Here is a 21,382-nt window from a genome sequence, read left to right as displayed (position 1 = left end):
GGTTACGACTGAGTGGCGAGGTATAAAAGATGAGTATGAGGAAGAAGGCTAAACTGCTTGAAGAACAGTCTGAGCGGGGCAATGTTTCCCGTCTAGGAAACCGTTTGAAACCTAGAATCTATCCTGCTTTACGTCATAAACGGAGACGTTAAAGCATGGGGAAGCGTACTAAATCGATGCGCTGACCTAGTTTCTGAATGAATAGGATGGACGCACCCATAGATATGGGGAAAAGGATGAACGTTCCTTCCGACAACTTATCGAGCCTGTATGCAACATACTAAATGGGGATTACCTAAGTTGGAACGCCAATAAAGGCTATGTACAAAGGTACTGAATATCCAATATGGTAACGGAGTCCTCGTAGTAGTCCGAGATGGGGAAAGCCCATTACATGGCGAAGGGGGACAGCTTACAAAGTATAAACAATGATGAAAGGAGCGAAATGCTCTATGCAAAATTCGGAAGTTGTATTATACAATCTATCCAAACAAGCTAGTAAAGAAGATTATTGTTATGACAGGTTGTACAGAAACATGTACAACAAAGAGTTCTATATTAAAGCCTATACAAAGATATACAAAAATAAAGGTAGCGCAACAAAAGGAATAGATGAAGAAACGGCAGATGGTTTTGGAGATGAAAAGATAGAATCTATTATCTCTTCATTAAAAGATGAAACGTACCAACCAAAACCAGTAAGAAGAGTAAATATCCCAAAGAGTAATGGTAAAACAAGACCACTTGGTATCCCAACTTTCACCGACAGAATCGTTCAAGAAGTATGCAGGATGATACTAGAGGCAATATACGAACCAACATTTTCAGAGTTCTCTCATGGCTTCAGAGAAAAACATAGTTGTCACTCGGCTCTCATTCAAATCAAAAATACGTTTACTGCGGTTAACTGGTTTATCGAAGGGGACATAAAAGGGTTCTTTGATAACATAAACCATCATGTACTCATCAATATACTTCGCAAGAGGATAAGCGATGAACGCTTTATCCGGCTCATATGGAAATTCCTAAGAGCGGGGTATCTCGAAGATTGGAGATACAACAACACATATAGCGGAACGCCGCAGGGGGGAATTGTGAGCCCGATCTTAGCAAACATATATTTGAATGAGCTTGATTATTTTGTGATAACTGAACTGAAACAAAAGTTTGATCAAGGAAAGCCAAAGAGTCGTAAACGAAATACGGAATATCGTAAATATGATATGAGAAATCAAAGGCTTAAGAAAAAAATTGATACGATAAGTGATAAAGCAATGAGAGAAACAATGATACAGGAATATAAGGAGAACAAGAAGAAACTTCTAACCCTGCCCTACTATGAACCTAATAATGAGGAGTATAAAAGTCTTAAGTATGTAAGATATGCAGATGACTTCCTCATAGGGGTAAATGGGAGCAAGGAAGATTGCCAACACATAAAAAGTGTGATTAGCAAGTTCCTAAGTGAGAAACTTGAACTAGAAATGTCGGAAGAAAGGACTCTTATTACACATAGTACAAAATCCGTGAAATTTTTAGGATACGACATTAGTATAAGTCGTGATTTAGCGGTAGCAAAAGACAAGAACAATGTGGCAAAAAGAAAGTACCGTGGTTACGTACAATTACGAATACCAAAAGGGACGATAGAAAGAGTCATTGTGGATAGAAAGATGGTCAAAGATATCGATGCGAAGCAATGGGATATGCTTCACAGACCGAGACTTCTAGGTCTATCAGATTTAGAAATAGTGGAAACATACAATGCCGAGTTAAGAGGTTTATATAATTATTATTCCTTAGCTGAAAATGTATCAAAGAAAATGTGGCAGTTGAAATACGTCATGGAATATAGCTGTTTGAAAACACTTGCTAATAAATACAAATCCACAGTCGCCAAGATGAAAACAAAATACAAACAGGGCAAGTACTGGGGGATAAAGTATCAAACGAAACATGGAGAAAGAATAGCTTATTTCTATAAAGACGGTTTTACTAAACGAAAAGTTAGCCATAAAAAAAATATTGATACAAAACCTAACCTTTATGTATAAAGGGAAAACAGATTTAGAACAAAGATTGAATGCAAAAGAATGTGAACTCTGTGGAGATAATCACCCTGATACGAAATTTGAAGTTCATCATGTCAATAAGGTGAAAAATTTAAAAGGTAAAACGTATTGGGAAATGATGATGATCGCAAAGCAGAGAAAAACATTAGTTGTATGTAAAAAATGTCATAACGAAATTCATAAAACGAGAGGATAGATATTTGTAAGTGGAGAGCCGTATACTCTGAGAGGAGTACGTACGGTTCGGGGGGGAGTGTCTGGAAACCTACTGTAGAGATACAGTAAGGCGTTGGGTGCTTACCCTACTATCGCTTTCGATTAGCAGAACCCGGCTTGTTTTTAGGAAAATATAAACGCTTTACACAAGAAGGATTAGAAGGCGGAATGAAAATTGATTTGGCGAAAAACTTCCGCAGCCGTCATGAAGTATTATCTGGTACAAACTTTATCTTCAAACAAATTATGGGCGAAGAAGTTGGTGAAATTGCGTATGATGCTGATGCTGAATTAAAGTTAGGTGCGAGTTATCCAGACGGAGAAGATGTAGCGGCAGAACTATTATGCATTCACCAATCTGAAGAAGAAGTGCTAGATGGAGAAGAGGGGGAAGAAGTAGAAAAAGCGCAGCTGGAAGCGCGTCTCATTGCGCAGCGCATAAAAGCGATGGTTGACTCAGGATATACAGTATATGACCGGAAAACGAATGAAATGCGCGCGGTCCAATATCGCGATTTTGTTATTTTACTGCGCTCGATGCCGTGGGCGCCGCAAATTATGGAAGAGTTAAAACTGCAAGGAATTCCAGTATACGCAGAACTTGCAACGGGTTATTTTGAAGCGACAGAAGTAAATATTATGATGAATGTTTTCCGCGTTATTGATAATCCAGTGCAAGATATTCCGCTAGCAGCTGTACTTCGTTCGCCAATTGTTGGGCTAAATGATGCGGAACTTGCGATGCTTCGTGCACATGCAAAGAAAGGCTCTTTTTATGAAGTGATGCGCTCGTTCTTACGAGGAGCACCGCTTGAAGAAGAGAAAAAACTGCATGAAAAGCTAGAATGGTTTTATCACTTACTGCAAGAATGGCGTGAGTTCGCGCGTCAGCAACCTCTTTCTGACTTAATTTGGAAAGTGTACCGTGAAACGGGGTACTATGACTTTGTCGGCGGATTACCTGGCGGAAAACAACGCCAAGCAAACTTGCGTGTTTTATACGATCGCGCAAGGCAGTATGAGGCGACATCATTTAGAGGGTTATTCCGCTTTTTACGCTTTATTGAGCGCATTTTAGAACGCGGTGATGATATGGGAACTGCAAGAGCTCTTGGAGAGCAAGAAGATGTCGTTCGTATTATGACCATTCATAAAAGTAAAGGATTAGAGTTCCCGGTTGTGTTTGTGGCAGGGCTTGGCCGTCGTTTTAATACGCAAGATTTAATGCAGCGTTTCTTATTGCATAAAGATTTCGGATTTGGTTCACAATTCATTGACCCGCACAAGCGAATTAAATATACCACATTATCACAATTAGCGATTAAACGAAAAATGAAACGCGAGTTAATCGCGGAAGAAATGCGTGTATTATATGTTGCGTTAACGCGTGCAAAAGAGAAGCTAATTTTAATTGGAACGGTGAAAGATAAGGAAAAAGAAATGGAAAAATGGCTTGATACGCGGGAGCATACAGAATGGTTACTACCAGATTATGTACGCGCGAGTGTGTCATGTTATTTAGATTGGATTGCTCCTTCCTTATACCGACATCGAGATAGTGAAATGCTCCTTGAATTAGGACAAGGTAATATTCCAAATGAAATTTATGAGTATGATACAAGCTGGAAAATAGAATTCATTGATGGCAAAACGTTACTTGCACCAGAGCCAGCTCAAGAAGAAAAGCAAGAGTTGTTAGAAGCGCTGCGTGAGAAAAAGGCTGTTCCGTTAGAGAGTGAACGAAAAGATGAAGTATATGACCGATTAATGTGGAAATACGAATACGAGGATGCAACGCTTCAACGTGCAAAGCAATCTGTTACGGAAATTAAAAGAAATTATCAATCGGAAGATGGAAGTGATACGGCCTTTATTCAAAAGCTGCGCGCGCCAATTCGAACACGTCCGCGTTTTATGGAGAAAAAAGGTTTAACATATGCAGAGCGTGGAACAGCCGTTCATGCCGTTATGCAGCATGTTGATTTGAAGCAGCCTGTTACAATTGAATCTATTCAAGAACAAATCTCAAAAATGGTGAATAAAGAGATTTTAACCTTTGAACAAGCAGAAGAAATCAGTGTCGAAAGAATAGTGGCATTTTTTGAGAGTCATATTGGAAAACGAGTATTAGAAGCGAAAAGTGTTGAGCGAGAAGTACCGTTTACGATGATGCTTTCAGCAGAAGAAGCGTATCAAAATTGGCAAGGTAAGAGCGAAGAGGCGATACTCGTACAAGGGGTGATCGACTGTATGATCGAAGAAGAAGATGGTATTACGTTAATCGACTTCAAAACAGATACGATTGAAGGGAAATTTCCGGGCGGATTCGATCAGGCGAAACCGATTTTAGAAGAGCGCTATAAAGTACAGCTTTCCTTATATGCAAAAGCACTAGAAAAAACGTTACAACACCCTGTAAAAGAAAAATGTTTATACTTCTTTGATGGAAATCATGTAATTACGATTGAGGAATAGAAATAGTGTGAGAAAAGAACGGTGTAACATGGCGGCTTGGAAATAAAGAATGGCATGTAAAAAAGTAGGAGAATCGTCTCCTACTTTTTTTATGCTGTCACGATTTGGTCTTGGTCTGCTACATCAGGGTCAAATGTATTTGTTGCGCTTACACCGTTAAATGTGTTGATAACAAAAGCGACATTTGAAGCACCTGAGCCATTGTAGGCTTTCGTATTTTCTTTTGGAGAAACATTATAAAAATCACCTAAGTTAAAAGAGCCATTACTGTTTTGCACGATAAGGTTTCCGACAACAGATGGCATAAGATTCCCCCACTTCATTCGTCTTCTTCTCAACATTATATGGGTGATGTTTCAAAAGGTTCATTCATATATTGACGGATTTGCATAATCCGAGAGTTGCTAAATACATAGTCAACAGAGCCGATTTGAAAACAAGCTGAATTTAATAGTGTGAGTAAGTTGACATCGTTTATTTCGATAAAAGGACATTCGTTTGTAATATTCAGTTTGACATCGGTTGAACGTTTTGGGATTGTAATATATTTATCAGTAAACAGTTTAAAAGCATCAAGTCGACCTTCACCTTTTAAATAAAAAGGGATTTCTCGATGCACCGCAAGTGCTCTACTTTTTAATGCCATTTGATTTGCATCTCCGACTTGGAAGACGGCGCTAATCCCCATCGATACGACGGAAGCATTTTGTACTACCGAGACATGTCGAAACATAAGTGTTCTTCTCCTTAACCTGGAGTAGAAGGAACATCTGTAACAAGTGGTACAAACGGTCCTTCTGTCACAGATTCAAACGGCGTATCAAGAATAGAGGAGAGAATAAGGAGATTTGCGTCTCCAATTAAAAAAAGGGAGGAAGAAGATACCCCATTTGTTTTAATTTGCCCTACTTTCATTTCACGGTTGATCACATTTAAGTTCATATACTTACTCCTTTCGGAAATTACCTGGTATATGTTGAATAAAGGAAAGAAAAGCTTTATCAATATCCTGCTTCATCGCTTGAATGATGACAGCATGCAACTGTTCTGGATTCGAGGTGATATCGTCATATGGCTGCACTTGGGATAAGTAGTAAGGAAGGCGATGTTCCATTTGTTTTTTAATATCATCTATCATCATTTGACGATACATTTCATCAAGAGGTGTTCCTTCCTCTCTTTCGAAATGAAGAATTCTATTATATGCTTCTTCATCTAAATAACGATGCATTTCTTGAATGATGCCTTGATAAAAATCTGGATGAATATCTTGTTCTGTTTCAGGGTTTACTTTCAATGTTTCTGTATCCACTTGAAAGTCTTCAATTTGTTGTCCTGTCTTAGCAAAAGGATTTAAGCCAATATTTAATGTCCCATTTAAATTTTCTACTTTTAACTGATCGAATTTGTATTCCACTTTTCCTATGGAAGAGGAGGGACGACTTTTTAATTCTTCAAGTTCTTCTTGTAATGTATGCACTTGTTGTTCTAAGGCATGAATGGTGTTTTGTTGCTGTTGAAGAATTTGTTGAAATTGCTGTAAATAAATATATACATCTTGATTCATGAAATATAATCTCCTTTTCAATAGGGAGGGTGTATGCTATATATTTATGATGCAACTCGTTTAAGAAGAACTAGTTGTTGGGTTAATCGAAATCATTTGTCCTTTTGCTTTGAGCGGACGGACGGGTGCTGTAAAACCTCCTGTATTTGAAAATTTGGAGAGGGATTTAATACTTCCAGCTGTTCCAATTTGAAAAATAGAAGACGTTGTAATGCTATCTATTTGAATTTTGTTAATGATAATACTCTGCTGCACATAGAAGTTCAATTTGTTATAGCCTCCTTTTAATTCGTCCCTACAATCGCTTGGTCAACGACATCGGTATCATTAACAGTCGTTGTATTTTGATAGTTATATACAGACACGTTATCTCCAACATTAAAAGAACCAGCTCCTGCGAAGGCACGAGAGTAACTAATAGGCCGAATTGCAAATACATCTCCGATATGAAAAATTCCGCTTGATCCAATATTGACAATGCGAATCTGTCCAACCATTGCTGGCATAGCAAACACCTTTCATCAATAAAATTTTTAGTTTGTTATTATGTATGACTCAAAAAGTATATATATGTTTCAGAAAACGGCAGTCTTTCTTTTCTTTCTACTTAGGAAAATAAAAGACATACATCTTAATGAGTATGTCTATTTATCGTATGAATGGCGGGAGTGTTTGTTTGTATAAGAGAAATAATATTTAAGAGCCTGTCCAATTCTTGACTACAATTTACTGTTTTTTGAGAGGTAATTCCATAACGTTCAGCAAAATAGATCAGTTTTTTCCGCTTTTTTTCAATTACTTGCTCAAACATACAATCGGCTCCACTCTATATAGATTTTTAGATATATATGTAGTACATATTATACAAAATTTCCATAAAAAAGAAATGACTTCGATAAAAAAAGTAAAAATTCTACATTTTATTCAAAAAAGAAAGTAAGAACCAATTGTAAAATAAAGAATATTGTAAAAAATAAGGGAGGATAGAAGGGTTTTTTCTAAGGAATGCGAATACAATTATAGTGTATGAGTTTTAGGATGGAGAGTGGAAATCTTGCGTTTTGTGACGGTGAAGAAAGATGAGAAAGTGTTTATTGGTGTTGTAGACGAAGAGGAAAAGAAAGTACTGCATTTAAGAGAAGCACAAAAACAAAAGGGTGAAAAGGTTACGCTTCCAATTACCATGTTAGAATATATTGAAAGAGGAAGCGAATGTATGGAAAAGGTGCGTGAAATTGTAAATTGGGCAAACGAAAATAAACTAGCAGCTTACTATTCCTTACAAGAAGTGAAACTATTAGCTCCTATACCGAGACCGCGGAAAAATATTCTTTGCGTTGGGAAAAATTATCGTGAACATGCGATCGAAATGGGAGGAGAGGAATCTATCCCAAACAATATAATGATTTTTACGAAGGCACCTACGACTGTAATAGGGAATGGTGAAAAAATTAATAGCCATTCGCACGCGACAAGCGAGTTGGATTATGAAGGAGAACTCGCAATTGTCATTGGAAAGCGAGGCAAACAAATTCCAAAAGATAAAGCAATGGAATATATATTTGGTTATACGATTGTCAATGATATAACAGCGCGGGATATTCAAAGAAAGCATAAACAATTTTTCTTAGGGAAAAGTTTTGATACATTTTGTCCGATGGGACCGTATTTAGTGCATAAATCAGGGATTCAGTCTCCCAGTCAATTACACATTGAAACAAAGGTAAACGGGGAAGTTAGACAAACTTCTAATACGGAAAATATGATATTTCCGATAGAAGAAATTGTTTCCACTGTGAGTAAAGGAATGACGCTTGAGCCTGGAGATATTATTGCAACCGGGACACCCGCGGGCGTTGGAAAAGGCTTTAATCCGCCAAAATTTTTGCGTCCTGGTGATGAAGTGATCGTAACAGTTGAGGGCATTGGAACATTAAAAAATATCGTAAAATAAAAGACTACCTTTTTGAAAAGAGGTAGTCTTTCTTTCAATCTTTTAGTTCAAATTGTAAGAGAGGCTGTCCGGAAAAAGAGGATAGCCTAATTTATATTAAGATAATACAGCTTTAATTTTTTGGAATGCCCACTCTAAATCGTCTTCAGAAATAACAAGAGGTGGCGCGATGCGAATGACATTCTCATGAGTTTCTTTACATAGTAAGCCTTCTTCTTTTAATTTCTCGCAATATGGACGAGCAGGCTCATTTAATTCGATTCCGATAAACAATCCTTTACCACGAACTTCTTTAATCATAGGATTTTTAATTTCTTTTAGTTGGCCGATTAATTTTTCTCCTAGTTGAAGAGAGCGCTCTGTTAATCTTTCATCTTGTAATACATCAAGAGCAGCGATCGAAACGGCACATGCAAGTGGGTTACCACCGAATGTAGAACCGTGAGAACCTGGTTCAAATACGCCTAGAATATCGCGATTTGCTGCAACGCAAGAAATTGGGAATACGCCGCCGCCTAGTGCTTTACCAAGGATGTACATATCAGGAATGACCTCGTCCCAATCGCATGCAAATAGCTTACCAGTACGGCCTAGTCCTGTTTGAATTTCATCTGCAACAAATAGGACATTCTCTTTCTTACATACATCATATGCTTCTTTTAAGAATCCAGCTGGTGGAATGTTGATGCCAGCTTCACCTTGAATTGGTTCTAAAATAAATGCTGCTGTATTTGGTGTAATAGCCGCTTTTAATGCTTCTAAATCGCCGTAAGGGATTACGATAATACCAGGAAGCATTGGGCCAAATCCGCGTTTATATTCATCGTTAGACGACATAGAAACGGCACCCATTGTACGTCCATGGAAATTATCTTCACAAACGATAATTTCAGCTCTATTTTCTTCTACTTTTTTCACATCATATGCCCAGCGGCGTGCTGTTTTGATTGCGGTTTCAACAGCTTCCGCGCCTGTATTCATTGGAAGAATCATATCTTTATGAGTGAGTTGCGCTACTTTTTCATACCAAGGGCCTAACTGGTCGCTATGGAAAGCACGTGAAGTAAGCGTAACACGATTTGCTTGCTCAATTAAAGCGTTGATAATCTTTGGATGACGATGTCCTTGGTTTACCGCAGAATATGCACTAAGTAGGTCCATATAGCGATTTCCTTCAGGATCTTCTACCCAGACACCTTCTGCTTTTGCGATTACGATTGGAAGTGGGTGGTAGTTGTTAGCTCCGTATGTGTCTGTAAGTTCAATAATATCCTTTGTTTGAATCATGATTGTTCCCCCTTTTGTTATTACAAGAAGTTTGTAAATACTCTAAATATTATATCATTTAAATGTAAAAAAGCGAAACATTTCCTAAAAAAGAAATAGACATGTTATCATATAAGGTGAATAAGTGTGAAAAAGAGGAGGTTGGGGAGTGTGACAACACATTTGCATATTACAGCATGGGTATTAGGGCTTCTTTTATTCTTTGTGGCGTATTCTATGTATACGGCAGGAAGAAAAGGAAAAGGTGTACATATGGTACTGCGTCTTATGTATATTATTATTATTGTAACGGGCTTCCTGTTGTATCAAAGCATTATGAAAACAGCTACAGGAAACATGCACATGTGGTATGGCATCAAAATGCTAGTAGGCATTTGGGTTATTGCTGCAATGGAAATGATTCTTGTGAAAACAAGTAAACAAAAACAAGCAGGAGCGTTTTGGGTTCAATTTATTATTGCGCTTGTTGTTGTACTATACATTGGATTACGATTGCCAATGGGATTTGCGCCATTTGCGTAAAATAAAACCATCTTATTTTTCCGTACGGAAGTATAAGATGGTTTTTTATTATATCTCGTTTATTGTGCATCTATATGCAATACTTCTCCATTTGCCTTTGTAAATTGAAACAGATCTTTAGCACATGAGGAACAGCGGACATAATGATGATGAAGAGCACATATCATGTCTTCGTTATCAAATAAAAGAATATTGACGCCTTCACACGGTTGTTCTTTCGGCTGCAAGGATAAGAAGTTATGACAATACATACAATCGTATAAAGAATAATGAAGTGTTTGCAAAGTATCGGTTAATAGAGAGAATGCATTGTCAGATAGTTCCTCTATCCATTCGTTGTAACTGAAAAGCAATTTTTTTCGAATTCGTATCAGTTCACCATTTTGCAAAGGGTGATGTTCATCGGCAATTTGCAATATATTTTTTTCGTAAAAGCGAGCCGGTAACCAATTGTTGTTATATAAAACTTCAAATCCATCTTCAATGATATCTTCTAATAAAAAAGCTTCATCATTCTCATCATCAAAAAAAATCCATTCATCGTTTATATATTCTACGTTCCCAATTGTATGAGCGCGCGGTTGATTATACAAAATATGTTTACGTTGTTTCATTTGTTATATCTCCTTTTATAAAACTTGTTATTTCTGTTATGGACAGTTCACGAACGCTTTATAAGTATGGAACACCTAAATTGTATTGGGCATAGAATAAACACACGCTTTAAGTAAGAAATGCTTTATCATGAGAACCGATCAGGCTTTTTGGTTCTATTCGGCTTTTGAACGGAGTAAAGTTATACGGATATAGGACAGGAAGGATGATTTGTATGTGCGGGATTACGGGATGGATTGACTATAAGCGGTCGTTAGAAGGAGAAAAAGAGACCGTTATGAAAATGACAGAAACGCTTGCAAAACGCGGGCCAGATGATACGAATATTTGGGTGAACAAACATGTTGCTTTTGGGCATAAACGATTAATTGTAGTAGATCCAGAAGGCGGAAAACAGCCGATGACTTGTCGAAAGGAAGAAGCAAACTATACAATTTGTTACAATGGCGAGCTATATAATACAGAAGATATTCGAAAAGAGTTATTCCGAAGAGGTTACACATTTACAGGACATTCCGATACCGAGGTGCTATTAGCCTCTTATATAGAGTGGAAAGAAGAGTGTGTCAATCATTTAAACGGTATATATGCTTTTGCAGTATGGGATGAGAAAAAAGAGCATATTTTTATTGCAAGGGATCGTTTAGGGGTAAAACCGCTATTTTATAAATATGATAGCGGAAGATTACTGTTCGGTTCAGAACTGAAAGTCATATTAGCACATCCTGATGTCAAGACGGAAGTAACGACAGAAGGTTTGGCAGAAATATTTGGGCTGGGCCCGTCCAGAACCCCCGGACATGGTGTATACGCTAGTATTCAAGAATTGCGGCCAGGTCACGCACTTACATTTTCAAAAGATGGTTTATGTGTATGGAGATACTGGAATGTAGAAAGTAAGAGGCATGAAGATTCATTTGAAGAAACGGTCGAGAAAACAAGGTTTTTATTACAAGATGCAATTACGAGACAATTGGTTTCAGATGTACCGCTATGCACATTTTTGTCGGGCGGAGTCGACTCAAGTGCAATAACGGCAATTGCGGCAAAAGAATATGAGCAATCTGGAAAAGGACCGTTACACACATATTCTATCGATTATGAAGATAACGAAAAATATTTTAAAGCAAACGCCTTTCAGCCAAATTCAGATGCACCATTCATTGAGTTAATGACGGAAACGTTCCGTACGATCCATCATCGCTGCGTCATTTCCAATGAAAGGTTAGTAGAATATTTAACAGAGGCTGTACTTGTTCGTGATGTACCAGGTATGGCAGATATTGATTCCTCTTTATTATGGTTTTGCCGAGAAATAAAACAAAAGTTTGTCGTGGGTTTATCGGGGGAATGTGCAGATGAGATATTTGGCGGTTATCCATGGTTTTATAGGGAAGATGATTTACAATCTAGCGCATTTCCTTGGATGAGATCAACGAAGGTGCGAGAGCAACTTTTAAAGGAAGAATGGCGCCGGAAATTAAAGTTGCAAGAGTATGTGCAGCAGCGTTATGAGGAGTCAGTACAAGAAGTACCCGTTTTAGAAGGTGAAAGCACAGTAGAAGCGAAACGACGACAATTATTCTATTTCAATATGATTTGGTTTATGACAACATTATTAGACAGGAAAGATCGCATGAGTATGGGAGCGAGCTTAGAAGTGCGCGTGCCATTTGCAGATCATCGCCTTGTCGAATATGCATGGAATATTCCTTGGGAAATGAAAATGTATAAAAAACGCGAAAAAGGTCTACTACGAAAAGCGTTAGAAGGTATATTGCCCCATGATATTTTATATAGAAAGAAAAGCCCATATCCAAAGACGCATAATCCCCATTATACGAAAGTGGTAACAGGGTGGTTACAAGAGTTATTAGAAGATAAGGGATCGATTTTACATGAACTATTTGATAGAAAACAACTACAAGGATTAATTGAGTCAGGGGGGAGCGCGTTTCAAACGCCATGGTTTGGGCAATTAATGACTAGACCACAACTTTTGGCACATTTAGCACAGATTCATGTTTGGTTTAAAGAATACGGAGTAAATATTAAGGAATAGTAAAAAATGGCTCACGCGTGTTGTGAGCCGTTTTTTTTAATCCCGGTATTTTAGGGCAGTAAGACTCCCGCGCCTCAAGATTCAGAGAGAAGCAAGGAAGATAGGTGAGGACTCATAATCAGTGGGAGATGAAGAAAACCCCACTGATTCAAGTTTCACTTTATTTTCATGTTGAGCATTAGATAAAATGTCAAATAAAATTCATAATCATATTATAAAAAATATTTATTTAGAATTATTCTTTTGACATATTTATTATTGATTGATACACTTAGAAACGGATGTTCTTGAAAAAGATTCTCATTTATGAAATTGGGGTGTAAACAGATGATGAAAAAGAAAATAGGTTTACTTGTAATGGCATATGGAACACCGGAATCATTGGAGGATGTAGAAGCGTATTACACGCATATTCGGCACGGGCGTAAACCATCTGCGGAAGCGCTTGAAGATTTAATTATGCGCTATAAAGCAATTGGTGGTATTTCACCGCTTGCAAAAATTACAAACGAACAAGCTCGGCAGTTAACTGCTTCATTGAATGAAAAATTTACAGATTATGAATTTGTTTGTTACTTAGGATTGAAGCACGTTGCTCCTTTTATTGAAGATGCAGTAGCAGATATGAAGCGTGAGGGGATCGAAAAGGCAATTAGTATCGTATTAGCACCCCATTATTCAACATTTAGCATTCAAGCATATAATGACCGTGCAATTCGCGCTTCAAGAGAAATAGACGGTCCTGTCATTGAACCGATTGAACAGTGGTATGACGAGCCGAAGTTTATTGCATATTGGGCAAAGCAAATAAAAGAAACATTTACGAAAATTGAACATAAAGAAAAAGCGGTTGTCATTTTTTCAGCGCATAGTTTACCAGAAAAAATTATTGCTGCTGGTGACCCTTACGTAGAACAGCTCCAGCATACTGCCGATTTAATTGCAGCGGAAGCTGGTATTCCGCATTATACAATTGGCTGGCAAAGTGCGGGGGATACAGGGGAGCCGTGGATTGGACCAGATGTGCAAGATTTAACGAGAGATTTGTATAAACAGCATGGTTATGAATCTTTTATATATTGTCCAGTAGGGTTTGTGGCAGAGCATTTAGAGGTTCTATATGACAATGATTATGAATGTAAAGTTGTGACGGATGAATTACGTGTTGCATACTTTAGACCAGCTATGCCAAACACGCAAGATGTATTTATTGATTGCTTAACTGAAATTGTTTCCAAAAAGGTAAACAAAATGATTGACAAAGAATTAATTTTGAACAATAATTAAATTATAATCATTTTAAATAAATAATTGTTCTTAAAAAGAAAGAGGAGGCTCTCTTGATGAATTCAAATAATCGCTTAACAACAAACCAAGGTGCTCCAGTTGGAGATAACCAAAATTCTCGTACAGCAGGTCGTCGTGGTCCGGTCGTATTAGAGGACTATCATTTAATAGAAAAACTTGCTCATTTTGATCGTGAACGTATTCCAGAGCGTGTTGTTCATGCGCGTGGTGCAGGTGCTCACGGTGTATTCGTAACGAAGCATAGTATGAAAGAATATACAAAAGCAGCATTTTTACAAAAAGAAGGAACAGAAACGCCTGTATTCGTTCGTTTCTCAACAGTTATTCACGGCCAAGGTTCTCCAGAAACAGCACGTGATCCACGCGGTTTCGCTGTTAAATTTTACACAGAAGAAGGAAACTATGATCTCGTAGGGAACCATATACCTGTTTTCTTCATTCGTGATGCGATTAAATTCCCTGATATGATTCATGCTTTAAAACCAGCACCTGATACAAATATTCAATCACCAGATCGCTACTGGGACTTTATGACATTATCTCCAGAGTCCACTCATATGATGACATGGGTATTCTCTGATTACGGAACACCTGCAAACTATCGTCAAATGGAAGGTTTCGGGGTGCATGCATTTAAATGGATTAATGCAGAGGGTAAAATTGTATATATTAAATATCATTGGAAACCACAGCAAGGTGTGCGTAACTTAAATGCGAAGGAAGCTGTAGAAGTACAAGGAAAAGATTTCAACCATGCAACTCGTGATTTATTTGATGCGATTGAAAGTGGAAATTATCCAAAATGGGATCTTTACGTACAAGTGATGCAAATAGATGAGATGGATTCTTTAAGCTTTGATCCATTAGATACAACAAAAGTATGGCCGGAAGATCGTTTCCCTCTAATCGAAGTAGGAACAATGACATTAAATCGCAATCCACAAAACTTCTTTGCTGAAGTAGAGCAAGCGGCGTTCTCTCCAAGTGCAACCGTGCCTGGTATTGAGCCTTCTGAAGATAAAATGTTACAAGGACGATTATTCTCTTATCCGGATACACAACGTTATCGCCTTGGTGCGAACTACTTACAAATTCCAATCAATTGCCCATATGCAGCAGTTCGTAACCAACAGCGTGATGGTGCAATGCAAGTGAATCAAAATCCATCAACGATTAACTATGAACCAAGTCGTCATGCGGAAAATCCAGTTGAAGATCCTCATTACCGTGATTCAACTATGAAACTTGAAGGTTATGTATCTCGTGAAAAAATTGAAAAACCAAACGACTTCGAGCAAGCTGGCGAACGTTACCGTTCATTTACAAAAGAAGAACAAGATAACTTAATCGCAAACTTAGCAAATGATTTAAAAGATGTACATGAACAAACAAAATTACTTGCAATTTGTAACTTCTTCCGTGCCGATCGTGAATATGGAATGCGTTTGGCAAAAGCTTTAAATGTTGATATCTCAGCATATGTAGGAAATCTTACAAAATAAGTAGTTTACATTCTCTTTTATTCTCCAATATAAAGTAGTGGTTAAACTTAGAAAAAAGACGACTGAGGGATAAGGGCCCCAGTCGTCTTTTTGTTACTTCTTGCGTTTCTTATGGCAATGACATTTGTAGTAATAGTAGTCATGGTGCTTATCATAGTAGAGATGATCGTGCTTATCTTCATATTTGTCATAGTATTTATCATGTTTGTCGTAGTATCTATCTTCGCATTTGTCCTCATAATGATCTTCGTATTTATCGTAGTATTTTTTATAACATTTACATTCCAAGTCGTAATGATGATCACATTTGTCGTCGCGTTTCTTATAATAGTATCCCATATTTCTATCCCTCCTTTTCATTTGTTACTATCACTTTATGAAATAAAAGAGAAAAAGTAAGTGTGCTTGTCCATTGTGAGCAAAAAATCCGCAGTTTCTGTATATGGTAAAAATAAAAAATGTATCGTGTAAGAGGAATTGGACAAGATGTGATATGCGTTTTTGAAAGAAAATTGATATACTATTCTTACAATTAAGAAAAAGTTGGGGGATTTATGTGAAAAGAATATGGAGAGGTACATGCACTTTTATCTGTATAACGATCTGTCTCATCATGCCTATACAACAAAGTTCGGCGAAAGAAAAAAGAGAATGGAAAGATGAAGTAGTATATTCCATTATGATTGACCGCTTTAATAATGGAGATGCAAAAAACGATATCGATCTGAATACGGAGAATTTAGAGGAGTATCAAGGCGGGGACATATCGGGAATTATAAAGAGGCTTGATTACATAAAAGATATGGGGTTTACTGCGATTATGCTTTCACCTCTTTTTGAAAGTAAAAAATATGATGGAACAGGTGGGGGGAATCAGCAACAGGTAAATGAACATTTTGGTTCATTGCAAGATGTAAGGCAACTTGTTAAGGAAGCTCATAAAAAGGATATGAAAGTGATATTTCAATTTATCGCTAGAGAAGAAAATCCGCGACAAATGGTAGATGTAGTCAAGTGGTGGATACAAGAAGTAAATATAGATGGAAGTTATTTTATACATAGTGAAAAGTTGTCCAATGATTCGCTACATGACATGAAGAAACAACTAAAAGATATAAAAAAAGATTTTGTTGTTTTAACAGATGAAAAGGAAAGTGTACATAGCGATTACTATAAAGCAATAACGAATGCATTTTCAAAAACGGATCGCTCCATTCAACCATTATATCGTGTAAGTTTAATAGGGGCGGATCAAGTTATGAATACATATATTGATCATCAAAATACGAAAAGATTTGTGCGTCTTGTAAAAGAAAATGGCTATTATCCGCCGGCTCGTTTAAAGTTAGCACTTGCTTATTTATATACATCTCCAGGGCTACCAATTGTCTATTATGGTACTGAAATTGCGCTAGATGGCGGAAGCGTTCCGGATAATCGCCGGTTAATGGATTTTAAAACGGATGAAAAGTTTTTGCGATATATAACAAAACTAGGAGAATTAAGGAAAGAACTGCCGTCTTTACGCCGCGGCACCTTTGAACTATTACATGATGAAGAAGGAATGAGTGTACTAAAAAGAACATATAAAAATGAAGTTACTATTATTGCTTTAAATAATACGAAAGTAACAAAAAAAGTTGCGTTGCCGGCAAATATAGTAGGAGAAAAACAACAATTAAGAGGGCTGTTAGAAGATGAAATCATCAGAGAAGAAGGTGGGAAGTATTATCTTGTATTGAAGCGAGAAGAAGCAAATATATATAAAGCTGGTGAACAAACAAGTATCAATTGGGTATTTGTATCTATGATTGTGCTTATAAATCTTATATTTATCGCGTTTTTAATTGCAGTCAAAAAGCGCAGGAAACAGGTATGAATAAGAAAACATCCTCCGCACGCGGAGGATGTTTTCTTATTAACGATAGTTAATGAATTGTACATCAATTGGTAAATCAGCGCTGCGAATTGCTGCGATTACTGCTTGTAAGTCATCGCGGCTTTTACCAGTGACACGTACTTGATCATCTTGTACTTGTGTTTTTACTTTTAATTTTAAATCTTTAATAATGCTGTTAATTTTTTTCGCATTATCTTTATCGATACCTTGTTGTAAAGTTGCACGTTGACGTACTGTGTTGCCAGCAGCACTTTCTACTTTTCCGTAGTTTAAGTTTTTAATGGGTACGTTACGTTTAATAAGTTTTGAAATAAGAACGTCTTTTACTTGTTCTAATTTAAATTCGTCATCAGAAATTAAAACAAGTTCTTCTTTTTCTAATTTAATGTCACTTTTACTTCCTTTAAAGTCATATCGATTTTGAATTTCTTTTAACGCGATGTTAATAGCATTTGTTACTTCAGGTAATTCTATTTTTGAAACGATATCAAAAGAACTTTCTTTTGCCATAGGGAGCACCTCCAAATTAAATTCCATCTCTTATTATAGTTAATTTTGGGCAGTTGGACAAATAAAGGAAAAATCGTGTTATAATGTACTTTTGTTTGGAATGATAAAAATATCACTTTATATATAGAAGGGAATTAAAAAGTATGTATTTTAAACCAGGATCGATCGAACAGGTAACGGTTTTACGTCAAACGGAAATCGGATATATGGTCGGGCACGAAGAAGAAGAAGTGTTCCTACATAAAAATGAAGTTGCAGGGGAAATTGAAGAAGGTGATACAATTGAGGTGTTTTTCTATCTTGATCACCAAGAGCGCATTGCTGCAACAATGAAAACACCACTTATTACAACAAATGATTGGAATTGGGTAAAAGTTGTTGAAGTGAAAGAGCGCTTAGGAGTATTCGTTGATATTGGCATTTCGAAAGATATTTTAATACCAGCGGATGAGTTTCCTATTTATACACCAGTTTGGCCTGAAGAAGGAGACGAATTATACTGCACGCTAAAATTAACGAATCGTGGCCGTCTAATTGCTTTACCAGCAAGAGATGCAGACATGCAAGAAATTGTAGTGGAAGCAACTCCATCTATGCGTAATAAAAATGTAAATGGACGTGTATATCGCTCACTTCAAGTTGGATCATTTGTATTAACAGATGAACATTTCCGTGCTTTTTTACATCATACAGAACGAAAAGAGCAAGTTCGGATTGGACAGCGTGTAACAGGTCGTATTATTGACGTGAAAGAGGATGGTACAATTAATATTTCACTTCTGCCTCGTAAAGAAGAAGGAATGGAAGATGATGCAGCGGTCATTTATGAATATATGGAAAACCGCGGAGGCGCAATGCCATTTTGGGATAAGAGTTATCCAGAAGACATTAAAGAACGATTCAATATGAGTAAAGCAGCGTTTAAACGTGCACTTGGTAAATTAATGAAAGAAGGAAAAGTGTATCAAGAAGAGGGCTGGACATACTTTAAAAAATAAGAAAACGAACAAGCATTTTGCTTGTTCGTTTTTGAAAGAAAGCCTTGTCATGATTTGTCGACAGGTCGATATTCCTTGTCGAATCGCCGATATTTTTCATTTTGCGCCGATATATCGTGTTCAATCGCCGATAAAAGTGTGACTTGCGCCGATATAATTTCATATACCGAGACGAACCCTCTGCCATATTTATTGTTGCTGCTCTACTAAACTGGAGAATGTATCTTTTAAATCGCTATCTTTTACGTTAATATCAGCTTTTTTGAATTCGTTTAATAATATTTTTTGACTAGTAGCTTGATCTGCTATTCGTTCTTTTTCGAGATTTTTACGAATGGAATCTTTTACTTCATCGTATGGTTTTAACTCTTTTTTGTCAGTTAATTTAATAATGTGATACCCATGTGATGATTTGATCGGTTTACTAATTTCTCCAACCTTTAATTTATAAGCTGCTTCTTCAAATTCAGGTACCATTTTCCCTGGACCGAAGTAACCAAGGTCGCCGCCTTTCTCTTTGGAACCGGGATCTTCCGATTCTTGTTTTGCTAATTCTTCAAAAGAAGCGCCTTCATCAAGTTTTTTCTTAATCTCATTTGCTTTTGCTTCATTGTTCACTAAAATGTGGCTTGTTTTAATTTCAGGTTTATAATTCGCTTTTACATCTTTTTCGGTGATGCTCTCTTTAATCGCTTGTTCCATTGCTAATTTAAAGCGAATTTGATTTTTAAAGTCGTCTTCATCTTTTAACCGATTGCTTTCTAATACTGCTTTAAATTGATCACCGAACTGCTCTTTTGCCTTTTTGAATTCTTTATTGACCGCTTCATTAGATACTTTATATTTTTTTATCATGATATCTTGCGCCATCATTTCGTATAGTACATCTTTTCCGTAGCGATTTTTTAATTGCTTCTCAAAATCACCTTTTGTAATAGTTGAAACTTTCGATGTCGCAATTGCATCTGAACCGCCTTGTGCACCACAAGCGGATAATGTGAATGTTCCGATCGCTAAAGTTGCGATGAGTAATGTTTTTCTCTTCATATTAGCACCTCATCAGAAAATGTTATTGTTATTGTAAAATAGAGAAGTGAAAACGAAGTGAATTTGAGATGTTTTTTAGCAGAACGTAAAAGTACATCAACCATTTAGTTGATGTACGAAGAATATTACAGGTGATCAGTTTTTTTTGAGTATGCGCGTTTTCCTTGCTGAATATTTTTTTGCTCTTGTTCATTTTTCAGAGCACGTTTTGCATTATTATCACGTGCTTTTTTATCGTTATCACTTGTATGTGGCATATGTATCAGCTCCATTTCTAAACAGTTATATGTTTATCATTTCCGTTTTCGTAAAGACTATGTATACTGATAGTGAGGAACCTATGACTGAGGTGAATGACATATGGATTTGAAACTCAATTATGTAGAATTGATAAAAAAATTAATTATTGTAATCATTGCAGGTTTATTAAATGCCATTGGAATGAATTTATTTTTAACACCGGCAAAGGTATATGCGAGTGGTTTTGCAGGTCTGTCTCAATTACTTTCTCAAATATTAAACGATTTTGCATCGATACATGTATCGACAGGTGTGCTTTTCGCACTATTTAATATTCCAGTTGTTATATTAGCTTGGAAAAAGGTTGGAAAAGCATTTACTTTATTTAGTTTCTTATGTGTTGTCTTTATGACGTTATTTTTAGAAATTATTCCAGTGCGAGCTGTTTCGCATGATATTATTTTAAATGCAATTTTTGGTGGGCTCATTTCAGCGATTGGAGTAGGAATTGCATTAAAGTGGGGGGCATCTACAGGTGGCTTAGATATTATTGCCATGATTATATCGAAGGTAAAAGATAAGCCTGTCGGAACATACTTCTTTTTCTTTAATGCGATTATTATTTTGGCAGCTGGATATGTATATGGCTGGGAAAAAGCACTTTATACGTTAGTCACTTTATATGTATCATCGCGTATTATTGATGCGATTCATACACGCCATGTGAAAATTACAGCCTTTATCGTGACGAAAAATGGTACGGATATACGAAAAGCAATTCAAGCACGTTTAGTGCGAGGAATTACGACCGTACCGGCGACAGGGGCATATACAAATGAAAATAAAGAAATGTTAATGATTGTAATTACACGTTATGAGTTATACGAGTTAGAAAGAATTATTAAACAAGTCGATCCAGGGGCATTTACAAATATTGTGCAAACAGTTGGGGTATTTGGCTTATTTAGAAAAGATTAAAGAGGACCATTTCGGTCCCATAGCCATCAAGTTAACAAAAATACTCCAGATGCTGAAAGCATCTGGAGTATTTTTGTTAGATATAGAATACAAGTTTCTATATTTGGACATACTCAAATAAGACTTCAA

At 36.7% G+C, this 21,382-nt stretch carries 20 protein-coding genes and 2 pseudogenes; 10 read left to right on the top strand and 12 right to left on the bottom strand.

The features are described from left to right. Nucleotides 1-452: 452 nt before the first annotated feature. Nucleotides 453-2,268: pseudogene (gene ltrA / locus MR063_RS16855) on the top strand (group II intron reverse transcriptase/maturase). Between the two features lie 110 nt (nucleotides 2,269-2,378). Then, nucleotides 2,379-4,763, top strand: a pseudogene (gene addA / locus MR063_RS16850) (helicase-exonuclease AddAB subunit AddA); the annotation flags it as partial. 89 nt (nucleotides 4,764-4,852) lie between these two features. Here the strand turns inward: addA and MR063_RS16845 are convergent. The 7 genes from MR063_RS16845 to MR063_RS16815 all read right to left on the bottom strand — a co-directional run bounded on the left by MR063_RS16845 (nucleotide 4,853) and on the right by MR063_RS16815 (nucleotide 7,141). After that, nucleotides 4,853-5,068 carry a spore germination protein gene (locus MR063_RS16845; RefSeq protein WP_242142814.1) on the bottom strand — a complete coding sequence of 72 codons (216 nt, stop codon included), beginning with the start codon at nucleotides 5,066-5,068 and terminating at the stop codon, nucleotides 4,853-4,855. Between the two features lie 35 nt (nucleotides 5,069-5,103). After that, nucleotides 5,104-5,496 (bottom strand): spore germination protein GerPE, encoded by a 393-nt coding sequence (locus MR063_RS16840; RefSeq protein WP_242199972.1) that lies wholly within the window; start codon nucleotides 5,494-5,496, stop codon nucleotides 5,104-5,106. Nucleotides 5,497-5,510: 14 nt separating this feature from the next. After that, nucleotides 5,511-5,705 carry a hypothetical protein gene (locus MR063_RS16835; protein ID WP_011983952.1) on the bottom strand — a complete coding sequence of 65 codons (195 nt, stop codon included), beginning with the start codon at nucleotides 5,703-5,705 and terminating at the stop codon, nucleotides 5,511-5,513. A gap of 4 nt (nucleotides 5,706-5,709) precedes the next feature. Then, nucleotides 5,710-6,330 (bottom strand): spore germination protein GerPC, encoded by a 621-nt coding sequence (gerPC, locus tag MR063_RS16830; protein WP_242199959.1) that lies wholly within the window; start codon nucleotides 6,328-6,330, stop codon nucleotides 5,710-5,712. A 60-nt stretch (nucleotides 6,331-6,390) separates the two neighbouring features. Then, nucleotides 6,391-6,597 carry a spore germination protein GerPB gene (locus MR063_RS16825; protein WP_242199948.1) on the bottom strand — a complete coding sequence of 69 codons (207 nt, stop codon included), beginning with the start codon at nucleotides 6,595-6,597 and terminating at the stop codon, nucleotides 6,391-6,393. 17 nt (nucleotides 6,598-6,614) lie between these two features. Further along, the gene (locus tag MR063_RS16820) at nucleotides 6,615-6,836 is read right to left on the bottom strand and encodes a spore germination protein (protein WP_011983955.1); all 222 of its coding nucleotides are present in this window, start codon (nucleotides 6,834-6,836) and stop codon (nucleotides 6,615-6,617) included. A gap of 125 nt (nucleotides 6,837-6,961) precedes the next feature. Then, nucleotides 6,962-7,141, bottom strand: coding sequence for an aspartyl-phosphate phosphatase Spo0E family protein (locus MR063_RS16815; protein WP_242142221.1), 180 nt, complete (start codon nucleotides 7,139-7,141; stop codon nucleotides 6,962-6,964). A gap of 243 nt (nucleotides 7,142-7,384) precedes the next feature. Between MR063_RS16815 and MR063_RS16810 the strand changes: the two genes are divergently transcribed. Continuing rightward, nucleotides 7,385-8,284, top strand: coding sequence for a fumarylacetoacetate hydrolase family protein (locus MR063_RS16810; RefSeq protein WP_242199946.1), 900 nt, complete (start codon nucleotides 7,385-7,387; stop codon nucleotides 8,282-8,284). Nucleotides 8,285-8,380: 96 nt separating this feature from the next. On the opposite strand, the gene MR063_RS16805 is transcribed toward MR063_RS16810, so the two are convergent. Beyond that, nucleotides 8,381-9,571, bottom strand: coding sequence for an ornithine--oxo-acid transaminase (locus MR063_RS16805; RefSeq protein WP_242199940.1), 1,191 nt, complete (start codon nucleotides 9,569-9,571; stop codon nucleotides 8,381-8,383). Nucleotides 9,572-9,787: 216 nt separating this feature from the next. Between MR063_RS16805 and MR063_RS16800 the strand changes: the two genes are divergently transcribed. Beyond that, entirely contained in the window at nucleotides 9,788-10,093 is a 306-nt protein-coding gene (locus MR063_RS16800) for a YisL family protein (RefSeq protein WP_242200141.1), read from the top strand. 59 nt (nucleotides 10,094-10,152) lie between these two features. On the opposite strand, the gene MR063_RS16795 is transcribed toward MR063_RS16800, so the two are convergent. Beyond that, the gene (locus tag MR063_RS16795; RefSeq protein WP_242199933.1) at nucleotides 10,153-10,707 is read right to left on the bottom strand and encodes a DUF2777 domain-containing protein; all 555 of its coding nucleotides are present in this window, start codon (nucleotides 10,705-10,707) and stop codon (nucleotides 10,153-10,155) included. A 215-nt stretch (nucleotides 10,708-10,922) separates the two neighbouring features. On the opposite strand from MR063_RS16795, the gene asnB reads away from it, so the two are divergent. From asnB to MR063_RS16775, 4 genes are all read left to right on the top strand, one after another. After that, on the top strand, nucleotides 10,923-12,770 hold the full coding sequence (gene asnB, locus MR063_RS16790; protein WP_242199930.1) for an asparagine synthase (glutamine-hydrolyzing): 1,848 nt from the start codon (nucleotides 10,923-10,925) through the stop codon (nucleotides 12,768-12,770). Nucleotides 12,771-13,097: 327 nt separating this feature from the next. Continuing rightward, nucleotides 13,098-14,057, top strand: coding sequence for a ferrochelatase (gene hemH / locus MR063_RS16785; RefSeq protein WP_242199918.1), 960 nt, complete (start codon nucleotides 13,098-13,100; stop codon nucleotides 14,055-14,057). A gap of 56 nt (nucleotides 14,058-14,113) precedes the next feature. Next, entirely contained in the window at nucleotides 14,114-15,580 is a 1,467-nt protein-coding gene (locus tag MR063_RS16780) for a catalase (RefSeq protein ID WP_242199916.1), read from the top strand. A 613-nt stretch (nucleotides 15,581-16,193) separates the two neighbouring features. After that, nucleotides 16,194-17,459, top strand: a complete 1,266-nt coding sequence (locus tag MR063_RS16775; protein WP_242199913.1) for an alpha-amylase family glycosyl hydrolase — start codon at nucleotides 16,194-16,196, stop codon at nucleotides 17,457-17,459. Nucleotides 17,460-17,498: 39 nt separating this feature from the next. Here the strand turns inward: MR063_RS16775 and MR063_RS16770 are convergent, their stop codons facing one another. Further along, nucleotides 17,499-17,990, bottom strand: a complete 492-nt coding sequence (locus MR063_RS16770; protein WP_242142238.1) for a YajQ family cyclic di-GMP-binding protein — start codon at nucleotides 17,988-17,990, stop codon at nucleotides 17,499-17,501. Nucleotides 17,991-18,133: 143 nt separating this feature from the next. On the opposite strand from MR063_RS16770, the gene MR063_RS16765 reads away from it, so the two are divergent. After that, nucleotides 18,134-18,988 (top strand): CvfB family protein, encoded by an 855-nt coding sequence (locus MR063_RS16765; RefSeq protein ID WP_242199903.1) that lies wholly within the window; start codon nucleotides 18,134-18,136, stop codon nucleotides 18,986-18,988. Nucleotides 18,989-19,177: 189 nt separating this feature from the next. Here MR063_RS16765 and prsA read toward each other — a convergent pair whose 3' ends face one another. Together prsA and MR063_RS16755 are read right to left on the bottom strand one after the other, a co-directional pair. Beyond that, nucleotides 19,178-20,035 (bottom strand): peptidylprolyl isomerase PrsA, encoded by an 858-nt coding sequence (gene prsA / locus MR063_RS16760; RefSeq protein ID WP_242199887.1) that lies wholly within the window; start codon nucleotides 20,033-20,035, stop codon nucleotides 19,178-19,180. 125 nt (nucleotides 20,036-20,160) lie between these two features. Beyond that, entirely contained in the window at nucleotides 20,161-20,292 is a 132-nt protein-coding gene (locus tag MR063_RS16755; protein ID WP_011983968.1) for a DUF3941 domain-containing protein, read from the bottom strand. A 103-nt stretch (nucleotides 20,293-20,395) separates the two neighbouring features. Between MR063_RS16755 and MR063_RS16750 the strand changes: the two genes are divergently transcribed. Further along, nucleotides 20,396-21,253: a YitT family protein gene (locus MR063_RS16750; RefSeq protein ID WP_242199883.1), complete on the top strand. Its 858-nt coding sequence runs from the start codon at nucleotides 20,396-20,398 to the stop codon at nucleotides 21,251-21,253. Nucleotides 21,254-21,382: the final 129 nt, after the last annotated feature.

It is taken from the genome of Bacillus cereus group sp. BfR-BA-01492, from assembly GCF_022662815.1.
In the GTDB taxonomy this organism is placed as follows: domain Bacteria; phylum Bacillota; class Bacilli; order Bacillales; family Bacillaceae_G; genus Bacillus_A; species Bacillus_A cereus_BD.
The sequence above is the reverse complement of the archived record's forward strand: the minus strand, read 5'-3'. Positions and strand labels throughout refer to the sequence as shown.